At 71.7% G+C, this 20,620-nt stretch carries 2 protein-coding genes; both read left to right on the top strand.

Features of this window, described 5'->3' with window-relative positions:
* Positions 1–6,252, top strand: a 6,252-nt coding sequence (locus tag ACT2CW_RS49390; RefSeq protein ID WP_445521343.1) for a type I polyketide synthase, incomplete at its 5' end; no start/stop codon positions are given.
* Positions 6,253–6,277: 25 nt separating this feature from the next.
* Positions 6,278–20,551, top strand: a complete 14,274-nt coding sequence (locus tag ACT2CW_RS49385; protein WP_445521342.1) for a type I polyketide synthase — start codon at positions 6,278–6,280, stop codon at positions 20,549–20,551.
* Positions 20,552–20,620 lie beyond the last annotated feature (69 nt).

The raw sequence follows: 20,620 nt of genomic DNA, 5'->3' as shown, positions 1-20,620 counted from the left end.
ACCCGCGGTGCTGTTGACGCGGGTGAGGGTGTGTCGGATATGGCGGGGTCGGCGGTGTGGGGTTTGGTGCGGTCTGCGCAGGCGGAGAATCCTGGGCGTCTGGTGCTGGTGGACACCGACGACATCGAGGGTGTCGGGGGTGTGCTTCCCGGGGTGCTCGCTCTGGGTGAGGAGCAGGTGGTCGTACGGTCCGGTGCGATGCGGATACCGCGTCTGGGCCGGTCGCTGCCCTCCTCGGCTGACGCTCCGGAGTCGGGGGTGTTCGGTTCCGGCGCGGTGCTGGTGACGGGCGGCACGGGTGTGCTGGGCGGTTTGGTGGTCCGGCATCTGGTGGCGCGGCATGGTGTGGAAAAGCTGGTGCTGCTGTCGCGTCGTGGTGCGGAGGCCGAGGGCGCTGCGGAGTTGCGGGCTGAGCTGGAGGCGGCCGGGGCTGAGGTGGTGATCGCGGCGTGTGATGCTGCTGATCGTGAGGCTCTGGCCGGTGTGTTGTCGGGGTTGCCGGATGGCTTCGCCCTGAGTGGTGTGGTGCATGCGGCGGGTGTACTCGACGACGGGTTGTTGACGTCGTTGACGCGTGAGCGGGTCGAGCCGGTGCTGCGGGCGAAGGTGGACGCGGCCTGGAACCTGCACGAGCTCACTGCCGGGCTGGACCTGTCGGCCTTCGTGCTGTTCTCCTCGGCCGCGGGCACCCTGGGCGGCCCCGGGCAGAGCAACTACGCGGCGGCGAATGTGTTCCTGGACGGTCTGGCGTCGTGGCGTCGGGCGCAGGGGTTGCCGGGTGTGTCGATGGCGTGGGGTCTGTGGGCCGAGGCCAGCGGCATGACCGGACACCTCGGCGAGCGGGATCTGCGCAGGGTGTCGCGTTCGGGCCTGGTGCCGCTCTCCTCCGAAGAGGGGCTGGAGCTGTTCGACGCGGCTCTGGTCGCGGATGAGGTCGTGCCGGTCCCGGTGCGGCTGGACGTTCCCGCGCTGCGTGCGCAGGGTGCCGAACTCCCCGCCGTCTTCCGCAAGGTCGTGCCCAGCGCGCCGACGCGCCGTACGGCACGCTCGGAGCAGAGCGAAAGCCTTCCTGACGAGCTGCGCCGGCGTCTCGTGGGTCTCCCGCGGACGTCCCAGGACCAGATGTTGCTGGAGCTGGTCCGCACGCAGACCGCGGCGGCCCTCGGGCACGCCACCCCCGAGACCGTCAACACACGACGGCCGTTCAAGGAGCTCGGCTTCGACTCCCTGATGGGCGTCGATCTGAGGAACCGGCTCACCGCGGAGACCGGTCTGCGGCTGCCCGCCACGCTGGTCTTCGACTACCCGACCCCGATGGCACTCGTCGGCCACATCCGCGACGAGATCCTGGGCGGCGAGAGCGCCACCTCGTCGGCGGGCGCGGCGCTGGTGGCCGCGTCGGACGCGGCCGTGGACAGCGACCCCATCGTGATCGTGAGCATGAGCTGCCGCTTCCCGGGCGGTGTGCGGACGCCCGAGGAGCTCTGGAACCTGGTCATGGCGGGCACGGACGCGATGTCCGAGTTCCCGTCCGACCGCGGATGGGACCTTGAGCGCCTGTACGACCCGGATCCCGACCGGGAGGGCACGTACTACGCCAAGAACGGCGGGTTCCTCTACGACGCCCACCAATTCGACCCCGCCTTCTTCGACATGAGTCCGCGCGAGGCGCTGGCGACCGACCCGCAGCAGCGGCTGCTGCTGGAGACCTCGTGGGAGGCGTTCGAGCGGGCCGGTATCGATCCTGTGACCAAGCGGGGCAGCCGCTCCGGTGTGTTCGTGGGCGTGATGTACAACGACTACGGCACCCGGCTGCGGAACGTCCCCGAGGGCTTCGAGGGGTCCCTGGGCAGTGGAAGCGCGGGCAGCGTGGCCTCCGGCCGTATCTCGTACACCCTCGGCCTCGAGGGACCCGCGGTCACGGTGGACACAGCGTGCTCGTCGTCCCTGGTCGCGCTGCATCTGGCGGCGCAGGCGCTGCGCCAGGGCGAGTGCGACCTGGCGCTCGCCGGTGGTGTCTCGGTGATGTCGTCGCCCGGCGCGTTCGTGGAGTTCAGCCGCCAGCGCGGGCTTTCGCCCGACGGCCGGTGCAAGCCGTTCGCGAACGCCGCGGACGGTACGGGCTGGTCCGAGGGCGTGGGCATGCTGCTGCTCGAGCGGCTGTCCGACGCCCGGCGCAACGGCCACGAGGTGCTGGCCGTCGTCCGGGGCTCGGCGGTCAACCAGGACGGTGCGTCCAACGGTCTGACGGCGCCGAACGGCCCGTCGCAGCAGCGGGTGATCCGGCAGGCGCTGGCGAGTGCCCGTCTGTCGGCGGCCGATGTGGATGTGGTGGAGGCGCACGGTACGGGGACGACCCTCGGTGACCCGATCGAGGCCCAGGCGCTGCTGGTGACCTACGGCCAGGGGCGGCCCGAGGGCCGGCCGCTGCTGTTGGGTGCGCTGAAGTCGAACATCGGCCATACGCAGGCCGCCGCCGGTGTCGCGGGGATCATCAAGATGGTGATGGCCATGCGGCACGGGAAGCTGCCGCAGACCCTGCACGTGGATGAGCCGTCGCGCGAGGTGGACTGGTCGGCGGGCGAGGTGCGGCTGCTGACCGAGGCGGCGGAGTGGCCCGAGACCGGGCATCCGCGCCGGGCCGGTGTCTCCGCGTTCGGTGTGAGCGGCACCAACGCGCACACCATCATCGAGCAGGCTCCGCCGGTTGAGGACGAGGCCGAGACGAGCCCGGTTTCCGAGGGCGACAGTGGTGTGACCGCATGGCTGCTGTCGGGGCGTGGCGCCGACGCGCTGCGGGCCCAGGCGGCACAGCTCAGGGCCTTCCTGCTGGAGCGGACCGAGTTGAGCGCGCTGGACGTTGGCCACTCGCTCGTCGCGACGCGCTCGATGTTCGAGCACCGCGCCGTGGTGTCGGGTGCGAACCGTGCGGAACTCCTCGCCGGGCTTGAGACCGTCGCCGCGGGCGAGGTCGCCCCGGGAGTGATCCAGGGCGTCGCGAACACGTCGGGCCTGAGGGCGTTCCTGTTCTCGGGCCAGGGTGCGCAACGGTTCGGCATGGGACGGGAGCTGTACGACGAGTTCCCGGTGTTCGCCCAGGCGCTGGACGAGGTGTGCGCGCATCTGGACGGGCAGCTCGACCGGCCGCTCCGCGAGGTCCTGTTCGCGGCCGAGGGCACCGAAGACGCCGAGCTGCTGGACCGGACGGCGTTCACCCAGCCCGCGCTGTTCGCCGTCGAGGTGGCGCTGTTCCGGCTGCTGGAGCACTGGGGCGTCACCCCGGACGTACTGATCGGCCACTCGGTGGGCGAGGTCACCGCCGCGTATGTGGCGGGGGTCTTCTCCCTGGAGGACGCGTGCGCACTCATCGCGGCGCGTGGCCGGCTGATGCAGGCGCTGCCCGAGGGCGGCGCGATGGTCGCGGTGCAGGCGTCGGAGGAGGAGATCGCGGGCTCGCTGGCCGGGCGTGAGTCCGAGGTGAGCATCGCGGCGGTCAACGGCCCGACGGCCGTGGTCATCGCGGGCGATGAGGTTGCCGCGCTGGAGATCGCCGGACAGTGGGCGGAGCAGGGCCGTAAGACCCGTCGCCTGCGGGTCAGCCACGCCTTCCACTCGCCCCGCATGGACGCGATGCTGGACGACTTCCGCAAGGTCGTCGAGGGGCTGACGTTCGCCCCGCCGGCCATCGCGCTGGTCTCCAATCTGACCGGTGAGCCGGCGGGCGCGGACGACGTGTGCTCGGCGGACTACTGGGTGCGGCATGTGCGGGAAGCGGTGCGGTTCGCGGACGGGGTACGCGCCCTGGAGAAGCTCGGGGTCACCTCGTTCCTGGAGGTGGGCCCGGACGGTGTGCTCACCGCGATGACGCAGGACTGCCTGGTGGCGGACGCGGGTTCGGCTTCGGTCGTGGTACCCGTCCTGCGCAAGGACCGCCCGGAGGCTCAGGCGCTGACGGCGGCGCTGGCCGAACTGCATGTCCACGGTGTCACGGTCGGCTGGGAGCAGGTCTTCGCCGGGCGCGGCGCGCGGAAGGTCGAGCTGCCGACGTACGCCTTCCAGCGGCAGCGCTACTGGCTGGAGGACCGCGCGGAGACGTCGGGCGGTTCCACGGCGGCGGACAGTGTGGACGCGCGGTTCTGGGACGCGGTGGAGCGCGAGGACCTGGAGGCGCTGGCGGAGGCGCTGGATGTCGAGGGAAGCGGTTCACTCGGTGAGTTGCTGCCCGCGCTGTCCTCGTACCGCCGTCAGCAGCGCGAGCGGGCCACGGTCGACGGCTGGCGGTACCGGGTCTCGTGGAAGCCGGTCCCGGAGGTCACGACGGGATCGCTGTCGGGTACGTGGCTGCTCGCCGTGCCCGCCTCGCTCGCGGACAGCGAGCTCACCCAGACGATTTCCCAGGGGCTGGAGAAGTCCGGCGCCCGTGTCGTACCGGTGGCGATTGACACCGACGCGGACCGCGACCGGCTGGCTCGGAGGCTGCTTGCCGCGGTCGATGGCGAGTCCGATGTCCGGGTGCTGTCGTTGCTCGCGCTGGACGAGGAGCCGTACGCCGGGGAGCCGGTGGTCGCGTCCGGACTCGCGCTGACGTTGTGGCTGGTGCAGGCCGTGGCGGGGCTGGGCGTGCACGTTCGGCTGTGGTGTGCCTCGCGGGGCGCGGTGTCGGTGGGACGTTCCGACCGGCTGGCGAGCGCCGCGCAGGCGCAGGTGTGGGGCCTCGGCGGGGTAGCGTCCCTGGAGTACCCGCAGATCTGGGGCGGTCTTGTCGATCTGCCCGAGACGCTGGACGAGCGCGCGGTGGCGCGGCTGGCCGGTGTGCTCTCCGCCGAGAGTGGCGAGGACCAGGTCGCGGTGCGTGGCTCGGGTGTGTTCGCCAAGCGGCTGGTGCGGGCCCCCGCGCCGGAGGCCACGGGTGCCGATGCCTGGCGTGCGAGTGGTTCGGTCCTGGTGACCGGTGGCACCGGCGGGCTCGGTGGCCATGTGGCGCGGTGGCTGGCGCGTACGGGTGCCGAGCATTTGGTGCTGACGAGCCGTCGTGGCATGGAGGCCGAGGGCGCCGCCGAGTTGAAGGCGGAGCTGGAGGAGCTCGGTGCCCGGGTGACCGTGGCGGCGTGTGACGCGGCGGACCGGGATGCGCTGGCCGCGGTGCTGGAGGCGATCCCGCAGGAGTTCCCGCTGACCGCCGTGGTGCACACGGCCGGTGTGCTCGATGACGGTGTCCTGGACGCGTTGACGGTGCAACGGGCGGCCGGTGTGCTGCGCCCGAAGGTGGACGCGGCCCGCAATCTGCATGAGCTGACCGCGGGGATGGATCTGTCGGCCTTCGTGTTGTTCTCCTCGGCCGCGGGCACTCTCGGCGGTCCGGGTCAGGGCAGCTACGCGGCGGGCAACGCCTACCTCGACGCGCTGGCGTCGCAGCGGCGCGCGGACGGCCTCCCGGCCACGTCCATCGCCTGGGGCGCCTGGGCCGGGAGCGGCATGGCGGTCGACGGGGAGCTCGAAGAGCAGATGAGGCGGGGCGGCATGGCCCCGATGAATCCCGAATTGGCGATCTCCGCGCTCCAGCGGGCCATGGACCTGGACGAGACCTTCCTCCTCGTGGCCGATGCCGCATGGGAGCGCCTCGGGGCCGAGCTGGGAGGGGACCGGCCGGCACCGCTACTGGCCGAGCTGACCGGGACACAGCGGCCCAACGCCTCGCCGGTGCCCGCCGACCCGGCGGCCACCGAGTCGGCGGCGGCGGAGCTGCGCGCGAGCCTGGAGCCGCTGCCCTCGGCGAAGCGCCAGCGCAATCTCCGCAAGCTGGTGCGCCAGCACGTGGCCGCCGTCCTGGTGCACGCGACTCCGGACGCCATCGAGAACGATCGCTCGTTCACCGAGCTCGGCTTCGACTCGCTGACCGCCGTCCAGCTGCGCAACCGGCTGGGCGCGATCACCGGCCTGGAGCTGCCGACCACGCTGGCATTCGACTACCCCAATCTCACCGCACTGGCCGCGCACCTGGAGACGGGCATGTTTCCGCAGGGCGGTGGGGCTGAGCAGCACGACCCCGAAGAGGACCGGATCCGCGAGGCGTTGGCCGCCATCCCGCTCGCGCGTTTCCGCGAGGCCGGACTCATGGACACCCTGCTCGAACTCGCTCACCTGTCGGAGAACGGTTCCGAGTCGGCGCCGCAAGAAGAGATGAGTAGCGCGGTCGACACGATGGATGTCGATGACCTCGTCCAGAGGGCTCTGGGCGGCGCTGACCTTTGATGTTGTTGGAAGTGTGGAGCTACTGATGGCTACGTCCTCCGAAAGAGTTGTCGAAGCGCTGCGCGCTTCCCTGCGCGAAAACGACCGCCTCAAGCAGCAGAACCAGCGTCTGGTCTCGGCCTCGAAAGAGCCCATCGCCATCGTCGGGATGAGCTGTCGTTTCCCCGGGGGCGTGCGCACGCCCGAGCAGCTCTGGCAACTCGTCGTGGATGGCGTGGACGCCATCTCCGAGTTCCCGACCGACCGCGGCTGGGACAACGAGTCGCTGTACCACCCGGACCCGGACCACTCGGGGACGAGTTACACCCGTGAGGGCGGCTTCCTCTACGACGCCGACGAGTTCGACCCGCAGTTCTTCGGAATGTCCCCGCGTGAGGCGCTGGCGACCGATCCGCAGCAGCGGCTGCTGCTGGAAGCCTCGTGGGAGGCGTTCGAGCGGACCGGGATCGACCCCGTCTCCCTGCGCAGCAAGCCGGTCGGGGTCTTCGTCGGCACCAGTGGCCTGGACTACGCGACCCACCTCTACGAGGTCGGGGGCGAGCTCGAGGGCTATCTGACGGGCAGTGCGGCCAGCGTGGTGTCGGGCCGCATCTCCTACACCTTCGGCCTCGAAGGGCCGGCCGTCACGGTGGACACGGCCTGTTCGTCGTCGCTGGTGGCGCTGCATCTGGCGATCCAGGCGCTGCGCCAGGGCGAGTGCGAACTGGCCCTGGCCGGTGGTGTGTCGGTGATGTCGTCGCCCGGTTCGTTCGTGGAGTTCAGCCGGCAGCGCGGGCTCGCGGTCGATGGCCGGTGCAAGCCGTTCGCGGAGGGCGCGGACGGTACGGGCTGGTCCGAGGGCGTGGGTCTGCTGCTGGTCGAGCGGCTGTCGGACGCGCGGAAGAACGGCCATCCGGTGCTGGCGATCGTCCGCGGTTCGGCGGTCAACCAGGACGGTGCGTCCAACGGTCTGACGGCGCCGAACGGCCCGTCGCAGCAGCGGGTGATCCGGCAGGCGCTGGAGAGCGCGGGGCTGTCCGCGGCCGAGGTGGACGCGGTCGAGGCGCATGGCACGGGGACCACGCTGGGCGACCCGATCGAGGCGCAGGCGCTGCTCGCCACGTATGGCCAGGGGCGGCCCGAGGGGCAGCCGCTGTGGCTGGGTGCCATCAAGTCCAACATCGGTCACACGCAGGCCGCCGCCGGTGTCGCCGGCATCATCAAGATGGTGATGGCCATGCGGCACGGCACCCTGCCGAAGGTCCTGCATGTGGACGAGCCATCGCGGCAGGTGGACTGGTCGGCGGGGCAGGTGCGGCTGCTGACCGAGGCCACCGCGTGGCCGGAGACCGGGCAGCCGCGTCGGGCGGGTATCTCCTCGTTCGGGCTGAGCGGGACCAACGCCCACACCATCATCGAGCAGCCCCCGGCGGCCGATCCCGAGGGGCAGCAGAAGGCGACGGCGCCCGAGGGCGGCGAGGCGCGGCAGCCCGCCGTACTGTCGTGGCTGGTGTCCGGCAAGAGCGCGGAGGCGCTCTCCGCCCAGGCGAGCCGGCTCCACGCCCATGTGACCGCCCGTCCGGAGCTGGCCGCGACCGATGTGGCCTTCTCCCTGGCCACCACCCGTTCGGTCTTCGAGCACCGCGCTGCCGTGGTCGCCGAGGATCGGGACGGCCTCCTCCGCGGTCTGGAGGCCCTGGCTCAGGGCGAGAACACGGCCCAGGTCGTCCAGGGTGTGGCACGCGTCGAGGACACCCTTGCCTTCCTCTTCTCCGGCCAGGGCGCGCAGCGTCTGGGCATGGGGCGTGAGTTGTACGACGAGTTCCCGGTGTTCGCCCAGGCGCTGGACGAGGTGTGCGCACAGCTAGATGTGGTGCTGGACCGTCCGCTGCGGGATGTGGTGTTCGCGGCGGAGGGGAGCGCGGACGCCGAGCTGCTGAACCAAACGGCGTTCACCCAGCCCGCGCTGTTCGCCGTCGAGGTGGCGTTGTTCCGGTTGCTGGAGCACTGGGGTGTCACTCCGGATGTGGTGATCGGCCACTCGGTGGGCGAGATCGCGGCCGCGCATGTGGCGGGGGTGTTCTCGCTGGAGGACGCCTGCACACTGATCGCGGCCCGGGGGCGCCTGATGCAGGCGCTGCCCGAGGGCGGCGCGATGGTCGCGGTCCAGGCGTCGGAGGACGAGATCGCCTCGTCACTCGCCGGTCGTGAGGCCGAGGTCAGCATTGCCGCCGTCAACGGCCCGACCGCCGTGGTCATCGCCGGTGACGAGGCCGCTGTACTGGAGATCGCCGGACAGTGGGAGCAGGAGGGCCGCAAGACCCGCCGCCTGCGGGTGAGCCATGCCTTCCACTCGCCCCGCATGGACGCGATGCTCGACGACTTCCGGCGGGTCGTGGAACGCCTGTCGTTCGCTTCACCCTCCATCGAACTCGTCTCCAACGTCACCGGCAAGGTGGCGGACGCGGAGGTGTGCTCGCCTGAGTACTGGGTGCGGCATGTGCGGGAGGCCGTGCGGTTCGCGGACGGCGTACGGGCGCTCGAAGCCCAGGGCGTGACCACCTTCCTCGAGGTGGGCCCCGACGGTGTGCTCGCGGCGATGACGCAGGACTGCCTGGCGGAACGGGCCGAGTCCGACCCGGCACCCGTGGTCGTGCCGGTGCTGCGCAAGGACCGCTCGGAGGCCGTGGCCCTGACCACGGCGCTGGCGCGGCTGCATGTGCACGGGTCCGTCGTCGACTGGCGGTCGGCGTTCAACGGGCTCGAGACCAGCAGGGTCGATCTGCCGACCTACCCGTTCCAGCGTCAGCGCTACTGGATCGAGAAGTCCACCGACTCGGCCGGAATCGACGCCGGTATCCGCGACGAGGTGGACGCCTGGTTCTGGCAGGCCGTGGAGCGCGAGGATCTCGAATCGCTCGCGAGGACACTCGACTTCGATGACGAGGCGACGCTGGGCGCCGTACTGCCCGCGCTGTCGGCGTACCGGCGCAGCAGCCGTGAGCAGTCCACGATTGATGGCTGGCGTTATCGGGTGTCGTGGAAGCCGGTTGGGGATGTGGCCGGTGGGTCGTTGTCGGGGACGTGGCTGGTGGTGGTTCCGGCGTCGGGTGCCGGGGACGAGCTGGTGGCGGGGGTGGTCTCCGGGCTCGAGCGGCATGGTGCGGGTGTGGTGTCGCTGACGGTGGACGAGGGGGATCTGGATGCCGGGGTGTTGGGGGAGCGGCTGCGTGGGGTGGTCGCGGATGTGCCCGAGCTGGGTGGTGTGTTGTCGCTGCTGGCTCTGGATGAGGAGCCCTGCCCCGGGCATCCCGCGCTGTCCAATGGCTTTGCCTCGACGTTGATGTTGGTGCGGGCGTTGGTTGAGGCGGATGTCGAGGCGCTGTTGTGGTGTGCTTCGCGGGGTGCGGTGTCGGTGGGTCGTTCGGATCGGCTGGCTGGTGTGGTGCAGTCGCAGGTGTGGGGTCTGGGCCGGGTGGTGGGGTTGGAGCATTCGGCGGTGTGGGGTGGTCTGGTCGATCTGCCCGAGGTGCTGGATGAGCGTGCGATCGCGCGGCTGGCCGGTGTGTTGTCCGCCGAGGGCGCCGAGGACCAGGTGGCGGTGCGCGGTTCGGGGGTGTTCGCACGCCGTCTGACGCGGTCGGCCGCTCCCGTGGCCGACGGGACGACGTGGCGGGCGCGTGGCACGGTGCTGGTGACGGGCGGTACGGGTGCGTTGGGCGGGCAGGTGGCTCGCTGGTTGGTGCGCAATGGTGCCGAGCATCTGGTGCTGACCAGTCGTCGTGGCATCGAGGCGCCGGGCGCGCCTGAGCTGTGCGAGGAGCTCGAGGCCCTGGGTGCCCGGGTGACCGTGGCGGCCTGCGATGTGGCCGACCGGGAGGCGCTGGCGGCGGTGCTGGACGCCGTGCCGGAGGAGCTTCCGCTGCGGGCGGTCTTCCATGCGGCGGGTGTGGAGCAGGCCGCCGAGCTGGCGGGGATGAGCCTTGCGGACGCCGCCTCGGTGGTGTCCGGGAAGGCGGCCGGTGCCGGGCACCTGGACGCGCTGCTGGGCGATCGTGAGCTGGACGCGTTCGTGGTGTTCTCCTCGATCGCGGGTGTGTGGGGCAGTGGTGGCCAGGCCGCGTACGGTGCGGCCAACGCTTATCTGGACGCGCTGGTGGAGGACCGCCGTGCGCGGGGTCTCGCCGGTACCGCGGTGGCCTGGGGCCCCTGGGCCGAAGGCGGCATGGCGACCGCCGAGGGGATGGAAGCAGAGCTTGTCCGCCGTGGCCTGGCGGTCATTCCTCCCACGCTGGCCCTCACCGCGTTGCAGCGAGCGGTCGCGGGTGACGACGGTGTGCTGACGGTCGCCGATGTGGACTGGGAGCGATTCGCCCCCGTGTTCACCTTGGAGCGCCCGAGCCCGTTGATCAGTGATCTGCCCGAGGTCCGGAGGGCACTCGACAGCGCGGGCTCGTCCGCCCGGGCAGGCGACGCGTCGACAGGTCTGCGGGCACGGCTGGCGGGGCTGACCGATGCCGAGATCGACCGGGCCCTGCTGGAACTGGTGCGGAGCCAGGCCGCCGCGGTCCTGGGCTTCGCGGGTGCGGAGGTCGTTGAGCCGGGGCGTGCGTTCAAGGAGCTGGGTTTCGACTCGCTCACGGCGGTGGAGTTCCGTAACCGGCTGAACGCGGAGACCGGGCTGGTGTTGCCGGCCACGCTGGTCTTCGACTACCCGAGCGCCACGGTGCTGGCCGACCATCTGCGTGCCGAGGTGCTCGGGACGCAGGGCGACGTGGCGGCGCCGTCGGCGGTGGCGGCCCGGGTCGATGACGACCCGATCGCGATCGTCGGGATGAGCTGCCGCTTCCCCGGCGGTGTCGGAAGCCCCGAGGACCTGTGGCAGCTGGTGGCGGGCGGTGGCGACGCCATCTCCGACTTCCCGGCCAACCGCGGGTGGGACGTCGATGGAATGTATGACCCGGATCCCGAGCGGTTGGGCACGTTCTACGCGCGCGAGGGCGGCTTCCTGCACGAGGCGGGCGAGTTCGACGCGGGCTTCTTCGGGATCTCGCCGCGTGAGGCCCTCGCCATGGATCCGCAGCAGCGACTGCTGCTGGAGACCTCGTGGGAGGCGTTCGAGCGGGCCGGTATCGCTCCCATGTCCGTGCGCGGCCGACAGATCGGCGTGTTCGTGGGCGCCGCGACCTCGGGCTACGGGGTCGGGAGCGACGGCGCGGCCGGGGAGCTGGAAGGGCAGATCCTGACCGGCAACGCGACATCGGTCGTATCCGGGCGCATCTCCTACACCATGGGTCTGGAGGGGCCCGCGCTGACGGTGGACACGGCGTGCTCGTCGTCGCTGGTCGCTCTCCACCAGGCGGCGCAGGCGCTGCGCCAGGGCGAGTGTGAGATGGCGCTCGCCGGTGGTGTGACGGTGATGGCCACGCCCGGCGCGTTCGTGGAGTTCAGCCGTCAGCGTGGGCTCGCCCCCGATGGCCGGTGCAAGCCGTTCGCGGACGCCGCGGACGGTACGGGCTGGTCCGAGGGTGTGGGCATGCTGCTCGTCGAGCGGCTGTCGGATGCTCAGCGCAACGGCCACCAGGTGCTGGCGCTCGTGCGGGGCTCGGCGGTCAACCAGGACGGTGCGTCCAACGGTCTGACGGCGCCCAACGGCCCCTCCCAGCAGCGGGTGATCCGCCAGGCCCTCGCCAACGCCGGAGTGCCGGCCGCCGAGGTGGACGTGGTGGAGGCGCACGGTACGGGTACCACGCTGGGTGACCCGATCGAGGCGCAGGCGCTGCTGGCGACGTACGGCCAGGAGCGGCCGGAGGGCCGTCCGCTCTGGCTGGGCGCGCTCAAGTCGAACATCGGCCATACGCAGGCCGCCGCCGGTGTCGGCGGAATCATCAAGATGGTGATGGCGATGCGGCACGGGGTGCTGCCGCGGACGCTGCACGTGGATGAGCCGTCGCGCGAGGTGGACTGGTCGGCGGGCGAGGTGCGGCTGCTGACGGAGGCGACGGAGTGGCCCGAGACCGGGCATCCGCGCCGGGCGGGTATCTCCGCCTTCGGTGTCAGTGGCACCAACGCGCACACCATCATCGAACAGGCCCCGGTGGCGGACGAGGCGGAGCCTGCCCCGGCGGCCCCGGCCGACGATCAGTCCATCGTGCCCTGGGCGCTCTCCGCCCGGAGCGCGGAGGCTCTGCGTGCGCAGGCCGAGCGGTTGCGGTCGCATCTGCTGGAGCGTGCCGAGCTCGGCACGCTGGACGTGGGCTACTCGCTGGTGGCCTCGCGCTCGGTGCATGAGCATCGCGCGGTGGTCTCGGGTGCGAACCGTGCGGAGCTGCTGCGCGGCATCGAGGCCGTCGCGGCCGGTGACGTGGCCCCGGGAGTGGTGCGGGGCGTCGCGACGCCATCGGGCCTGATGGCCTTCCTGTTCTCGGGCCAGGGCGCGCAGCGCCTCGGCATGGGGCGCGAGCTGTACGAGGCGTTCCCCGCCTTCGCCGACGCGTGGGACGAGGTGTGCGCCCATCTCGATGTGTCGCTGGACCGTCCGCTGCGGGATGTGGTGTTCGCGGCGGAGGGGAGCGCGGACGCCGAGCTCCTGGACCGCACGGCGTTCACCCAGCCCGCGCTGTTCGCGGTCGAGGTGGCGTTGTTCCGGCTGTTGGAGCACTGGGGTGTCCGCCCGGATGTGGTGATCGGTCACTCCATCGGTGAGATCGCCGCCGCGCATGTGGCCGGGGTGTTCTCGCTGGAGGACGCGTGCACGCTGGTCGCGGCCCGGGGGCGCCTGATGCAGGCGTTGCCGGAGGGTGGCGCGATGGTCGCCATCGAGGCGTCGGAGGAGGAGATCGCGGCGTCGCTTGCCGGTCGTGAGGCCGAGGTGAGCATCGCGGCCGTCAACGGCCCGACCGCCGTGGTCATCGCCGGTGACGAGGCCGCCGCGCTGGAGATCGCTGAGCTGTGGGCGGAGCAGGGCCGTAGGACCCGCCGCCTGCGCGTCAGCCACGCGTTCCACTCGCCGCGCATGGACGCGATGCTGGACGACTTCCGCGCCGTCGTCTCCGGGCTGACCTTCCAGCCGCCGTCCATCGCCCTGGTCTCGAATGTGACGGGCGAGCCGGCGAGCGGCGATGAGGTGTGCTCGCCGGAGTACTGGGTGCGGCATGTGCGCGAGGCCGTGCGCTTCGCGGACGGGGTACGGGCTCTGGAGAAGCTGGGCGTGACCCGGTTTGTCGAGGTCGGCCCCGACGGTGTGCTGTCCGCCATGGCCCGGGACTGCCTGGTGGCGGACGCGGGTGCGGCTTCGGTCGTGGTGCCGGGGCTGCGCAAGGACCGTCCGGAGGTCCAGGCGCTGACGGCGGCGCTGGCCGAGCTGCATGTCCACGGTGTCGCGGTCGGCTGGGAGCAGTTCTTCGCCGGGCGCGGTGCGCGGAAGGTGGAGCTGCCGACGTACGCCTTCCAACGCCAGCGCTACTGGCTGGAGGACACGAGCGGAGCGCCGGGTGGTTCCGCCGCAGAAAGCGTGGACGCGCGCTTCTGGGACGCGGTGGAGCGTGAGGACCTGGAGGCGCTGGCCGAGGCGCTGAACATCGACGGCAGTGGCTCGCTGGGCGAGTTGCTGCCCGCGCTGTCCTCGTACCGCCGTCAGCAGCGCGACCGGGCCACGGTCGACGGCTGGCGGTACCGGATCTCGTGGAAGCCGGTCCCGGATGCGGCGACGGGTTCGCTGTCGGGTACCTGGCTGCTCGCGGTGCCCGCCTCACTCGCGGACAGCGAGCTCATCGTCACGATCACTCAGGGGCTGGGGAAGTCCGGCGCCCGTGTCGTACCGGTGGCGGTTGACACCGACACTGACCGCGATGGTCTCGCCGAGGCGCTGCTGGGCGCGCTCGGTGAGGAGTCCGAGGCGAGTGTGCTGTCGTTGCTCGCGCTGGACGAGGAGCCGTCCGCCGGGGAGCCGGTGGTCGCGTCCGGACTCGCGCTGACGCTGCGGTTGGTGCAGGCCGCCGCGGGCCTGGAGGCGGGCCTTCGGCTGTGGTGTGCCTCGCGGGGCGCGGTGTCGGTGGGACGTTCCGACCGGCTGGCGAGCGCCGCGCAGGCGCAGGTGTGGGGCCTCGGCCGGGTCGCGGCCCTGGAGCACCCGCAGATCTGGGGCGGTCTCGTCGATCTGCCCGAGACGCTGGACGAGCGCGCGGTGGCGCGGCTGGCCGGTGTGCTCTCCGCCGAGAGCGGCGAGGACGAGGCGGCGGTCCGTGGCTCCGGGGTGTTCGGCCGACGGCTGGTGCGCGCGGCGTCCACGGGCGGCGAGGCGTGGCGGCCGAGCGGCTCGGTGCTGATCACCGGTGGTACGGGTGCCCTGGGCGCGCAGGTGGCGCGCTGGGCCGTGCGCGAGGGCGCCGAGCATGTGGTGCTGACCAGCCGTCGCGGTCTCGCGGCGGAGGGTGCCGCCGAGCTGAGGGCTGAACTGGAGGGGCTCGGCGCCGAGGTGACGGTGGCGGCCTGTGACGCGGCCGACCGGGACACGCTGGTCGAGGTGGTCGAGGGGATTCCCGAGCGCTTCCCGCTGCGCGGTGTGGTGCACGCGGCCGGTGTGCTGGACGACGGTGTGCTCGACGGTCTGACCGTTGACCGGCTGGCCCGGGTGCTGGGGGCGAAGGTCGAGGGTGCGCGGCTGCTGCATGAGCTGACGGCGGACCTGGAGCTGGACGCCTTCGTGATGTTCTCGTCGTTCGCCGGTGTGGTGGGCGGTGCGGGGCAGGGCGCCTACGCGGCGGCGAACGCGTACCTGGACGCGTTGGCGGTGGCGCGCCGTGGCGCCGGGCTCCCGGGTACGGCGGTCGCGTGGGGACCGTGGGCCGAGTCCGGTATGGCCGCGAGCGGTCGCGCCGGGGAGCGGGTACGCGGTGGCGCGGTGTCCGCGATGGCCCCGGCGCTCGCCGTGGACGTGCTGAGCTGGGCCGTGGGCCAGGAGGAGGCCTCGCTCGTCGTCGCGGACGTCGACTGGGAGCGCCTGGCCCCGTCGCTGGCCGCGGCGCGCGGTGGCGCGCTCGTCGGCGACATCCCCGAGGCGCACATCCATCTGGCCACGGGCGTCGACAGTGTCGGCGCGGAGGCGGCCACCTTCGCCGGGAAGCTCGCCGGACTGTCGGCGGCCGAGCGGAACGCGGCCGTGCTGGAGCTGGTCCGCGGCCACGCGGCCTCGGTGCTCGGCCACGCCTCCGCGGATTCGATCGAGCCCGGCCGGGCCTTCCGGGACCTCGGGTTCGACTCCCTGACGGCGGTCGAGCTGCGCAACCGGCTGGACCTCGCGACCGGCCTCCGCCTCCCGGCGACGCTGGTCTTCGACTACCCGACCGCCGCCGAACTGGCCGACTACCTGGACGCCGAGGCGTTCGGCACGGCCCAGCCGGCCCTCGACGCCATCGCGCCGAGCGCGGTGGCCGTGGACCACGACCCCATCGCGATCGTGGCGATGAGCTGCCACTTCCCCGGGGACGTGCATACGCCGGAGGACCTGTGGCGGCTGGTGGCCGAGGGCGGCGACGCCATCTCCGGGTTCCCCGCCGACCGCGGCTGGGACCTCGACGGGCTGTACGACCCGGACCCCGAGCGGCTCGGCACGTCCTACGCCCGGGAAGGCGGATTCCTCTACGGCGCCCCGGAGTTCGACGCCAGGTTCTTCGGGATCTCGCCGCGTGAGGCGCTCGCCATGGATCCGCAGCAGCGGCTGCTGCTGGAGACCTCGTGGGAGGCGTTCGAACGCGCCGGAATCGCCCCCGAGTCGCTGCGCGGCGCGCGGGCGGGTGTGTTCGTCGGCACGAACGGCCAGGACTACGCCGGGCTGTGGGTGGACGCCCAGGGCGACCTCGAAGGCCACTTGGGCACGGGAAGCGCGGCCAGTGTGGTGTCGGGCCGCATCTCCTACACCTTCGGTCTGGAGGGACCCGCGGTGACGGTGGACACCGCGTGCTCGTCGTCGCTGGTGGCACTCCACATGGCCATGCAGGCGCTGCGTCAGGGCGAGTGCGATCTGGCCCTGGCCGGTGGTGTGTCGGTGATGTCGACGCCGGGCGCGTTCGTGGAGTTCAGCAGGCAGCGCGGGCTCGCCCCCGACGGCCGGTGCAAGCCGTTCGCGGACGCCGCCGATGGCACGGGTTGGTCCGAGGGTGTGGGCATGCTGCTCGTGGAGCGGCTGTCGGACGCGCGGAAGAACGGCCATCCGGTGCTGGCGATCGTGCGCGGCTCGGCGGTCAACCAGGACGGCGCCTCCAACGGTCTGACGGCGCCGAACGGCCCGTCGCAGCAGCGGGTGATCCGGCAGGCGCTGGCGAGTGCCCGCCTGTCGGCGGCCGATGTGGATGTCGTGGAGGCGCACGGTACGGGTACGACGCTGGGCGACCCGATCGAGGCCCAGGCGCTGCTGGCCACCTACGGCCAGGGGCGGCCCGAGGGGCAGCCGCTGTGGCTGGGCGCCATCAAGTCCAACATCGGCCATACGCAGGCGGCCGCCGGTGTGGCCGGTGTTATCAAGATGGTGATGGCGATGCGCGAGGGCGTGTTGCCGGAGATCCTTCACCTGGATGAGCCGTCGCGCGAGGTGGACTGGTCGGCGGGCGAGGTCCGTCCGCTGACGGAGGCCACCGCGTGGCCGGAGACGGGCCGGCCGCGCCGGGCGGGCATCTCCTCGTTCGGGCTGAGCGGGACCAACGCCCACACCATCATCGAGCAGGCCCCGGCGGCCGAGGAGCCCGCCACTCCGCGGACCGCGGCCCCCGCTCCCGAGGCGGTCGGGTCGACGGCCGTGGTGCCGTGGCTGGTGTCGGCCAAGAGCCAGGAGGCGCTGCGGGCGCAGGCCGAGCGGCTCGCCGCGCATGTGTCGGCCCGGGGTGACCTCGGCGCGCTGGACGTGGGGTATTCGCTGGCGTCCCGGTCGGTGTTCGAGCACCGTGCCGTGGTGGTCGGCGAGGACCGGGAGACCCTGCTGCGCGGCCTTGAGTCCGTGGCCGGGCGCGGGATCGCCTCCGGCGTCGTCCAGGGGCAGGCGGTGCCGGGCGGTAAGACGGCGTTCCTGTTCTCGGGCCAGGGCGCGCAGCGTCTGGGCATGGGGCGGGAGTTGTACGACGCCTTCCCGGCCTTCGCCCGTGCGCTGGACGAGGTGTGCGCGTACCTGGATGTGCTGCTCGACCGTCCGCTGCGGGATGTGGTGTTCGCGACGGAGGGCAGTGCGGACGCCGAGCTGCTGGACCGGACGGCGTTCACCCAGCCCGCGCTGTTCGCCATCGAGGTGGCGCTGTTCCGGTTGCTGGAGCACTGGGGTGTGACGCCGGATGTGGTGATCGGCCACTCGGTGGGCGAGATCGCCGCGGCCCATGTGGCGGGGGTGTTCTCGCTGGAGGACGCGTGCACGCTGATCGCGGCTCGCGGTCGGCTGATGCAGGCGTTGCCGGAGGGCGGCGCGATGGTGGCCATCCAGGCGTCCGAGGCGGAGGTCGCCGCCTCACTCGCCGGTCGCGAGCACGAGATGAGCATCGCGGCGGTGAACGGTCCGGCGGCCGTGGTGATCGCGGGTCATACGCAGGCGGTCCAGGAGGTGGCGGACACATGGAAGGCGAAGGGGACAAAGACTAGGCGTTTGCGGGTCTCTCATGCGTTTCACTCTTGCCTCATGGACAGTATGTTGGACGCGTTCGGCCACGTGGTCCGTGAGGTCTCTTTTGCACCGCCGACCACGGCGCTGGTGTCCAATGTCACCGGTGGGCTGGTGACGGAGGCGGAAACGAGTTCTCCGGATTATTGGGTTCGGCATGTGCGTGAGGCGGTGCGGTTCGCGGATGGGGTACGTTCGCTTAAGGCGTTGGGTGTGACCAGGTTCTTGGAAGTGGGGCCCGACGGCGTGCTCACCGCGATGGCCCAGGACTGTCTCGCGGAAAGCGCCGAGGACGCTTCGGCGGCAATGCTGGTCCCCGTGTTGCGCAAGGAGCGCCCCGAAGCGGGGGCGTTGATGACGGCGTTGGCCGAATTGCACGCACACGGTGCCACGGTGAACTGGGAACCGGTATTCGCCGGTCGCGGTGCCGGCAAGGTGGAGCTGCCCACTTACGCGTTCCAGCGCGAGCGGTTCTGGCCGGAGACATCCGTTGCCGGTGGAGGCCGGGATGCCGGTTCGACCGGCGCGGCGGATTCGGTGGACGCGCGATTCTGGGAAGCGGTCGAGCGCGAGGATCTCGAAGCGCTCGCCGAGGCCCTCGACGTCGATGGCAACGCGCCGCTGAGCGCGGTGCTGCCCGCGCTGTCCGCGTATCACCGGAGCAATCGCGAACAGTCCACGATTGATGGCTGGCGTTATCGGGTGTCGTGGAAGCCGGTTGGGGATGTGGCCGGTGGGTCGTTGTCGGGGACGTGGCTGGTGGTGGTTCCGGCGTCGCGTGCCGAGGACGAGCTGGTGGCGGGGGTCGTCTCCGGGCTCGAGCGGCATGGTGCGGGTGTGGTGTCGCTGACGGTGGACGAGGGCGACCTCGACGCCGGGGCGTTGGGGGAGCGGCTGCGTAAGGCGGTCGCCGACGCGCCTGAGCTGGGTGGTGTGCTGTCGCTGCTGGCGCTGGATGAGGAGCCCTGCCCCGGGCATCCCGCGCTGTCCAATGGCTTCGCTTCGACATTGACGCTGGTGCAGGCGTTGGTTGAGGCGGATGTCGAGGCGCTGCTGTGGTGTGCTTCGCGGGGTGCGGTGTCGGTGGGTCGTTCGGATCGGCTGGCTGGTGTGGTGCAGTCACAGGTGTGGGGTCTGGGCCGGGTGGTGGGGTTGGAGCACTCGGCGGTGTGGGGTGGTCTGGTCGATCTGCCCGAGGTGCTGGACGACCGTGCGGTGGGCCGGTTGGTGGGGGTCCTGTCCGGTGGTGGGGACGGTGAGGACCAGGTCGCCGTACGCGGTTCTGGGGTTTTCGTTCGGCGTCTGGTGAGGGCTGAGGCCGGGGCCGGCGCTGGTGAGGGCGCGGAGCGGTCCTGGCGGGTCGGCGGCTCGGTGTTGGTGACCGGTGGTACGGGTGCGCTGGGTGCGCGGATCGCGCGGTGGGTGGCGGGCCAGGGCGCCGAGCATCTGGTGCTGACGAGCCGTCGTGGCCTTGACGCGCCGGGCGCGGCCGAGCTGTGCGAGGAGCTCGAAGCCTTGGGCGCCCGGGTGACGGTGGCGGCCTGCGATGTGGCCGACCGCGACCAACTGGCCGCAGTGCTGGACGCCGTGCCGGAGGAGTTCCCGCTGCGGGCGGTCTTCCACGCGGCGGGTGTGGAGCAGGCCGCCGAGCTGGCGGGGATGAGCCTTGCGGACGCCGCCTCGGTGGTGTCGGGGAAGGCCACCGGAGCCGGCCATCTGGACGCACTGCTCGGCGACCGTGAGCTCGACGCCTTCGTGGTCTTCTCCTCGATCGCGGGTGTGTGGGGCAGTGGTGGCCAGGCCGCGTACGGTGCGGCCAACGCCTATCTGGACGCGCTGGTCGAGGACCGGCGGGCCCGGGGTCTCGCCGGTACCGCGGTGGCCTGGGGCCCCTGGGCCGAGAGCGGTATGGCGGCCGGAGAGGGCGGCGACCAGCTGGCGCGTCGGGGTCTGCCCGCGATGGCGCCGGGCCTGGCGATGGCCGCGTTGCAGGGGGCGGTCGCGGGTGACGACGGTGTGGTGACGGTCGCCGATGTGAACTGGGAGCGATTCGCCCCCGCGTTCACCATCGGGCGGCCGAGCCCGCTCCTCGGCGAACTGCCCGAGGTCGTAGCGGCCCTGGAGCAGGCCCGTGCCGCCGAGGAGAGCCACGCGGAGGGCGGATCGCGCCTGAAGGAAAGGCTTCTCGCGCTGGCTCCGGGCGAGCGGGAGCGCGCCGTACTCGACCTGGTACGCGGTCACGCGGCCGCGGTTCTCGGATTCTCCGGTATGGAGGGCGTGGAATCCGACCGCGCCTTCAAGGAATTGGGGTTCGACTCGCTCACGGCGGTAGAATTCCGAAACCGGCTGAACGCGGACACCGGTCTGCGGCTGCCCACCACACTGGTCTTCGACTATCCCAACGCAAGGGCCCTCGCGGAACACGTACGAGCGGGCGTCCTCCCCGACGAAGGGACATCCGCCACTCCGCTGATCGCGGATCTGGAAAAACTCGAGGCATCACTCTCCACGGCTGAGCCGGACAACGCCGAGCGAATGGCCATCGCATCCCGACTCCAGGTACTCCTTGCCAAACTGAATGGCGGAGAGGGTGGAGCGACGGAAGCCGAGAGCATTACGCAGCGGCTTGACGAGGCGTCGGACGACGATCTCTTCGATTTCATCGAGAACGAGCTCAGCTAATGGTGACCGCCGAGGTGCAGTTCTCTGGCCTCCTTTCATTCTTCAGTCTTCTTTGACTCGTAATAGGCA

It is taken from the genome of Streptomyces sp. NEAU-174 (assembly GCF_052665095.1).
The sequence above is the reverse complement of the archived record's forward strand: the minus strand, read 5'-3'. Positions and strand labels throughout refer to the sequence as shown.

Bases quoted from the DNA above. Each gene is read 5' to 3' on its own strand.
- ACT2CW_RS49385 (WP_445521342.1), top strand. From the start codon at position 6,278: ATGGCTACGTCCTCCGAAAGAGTTGTCGAAGCGCTGCGCGCTTCCCTG.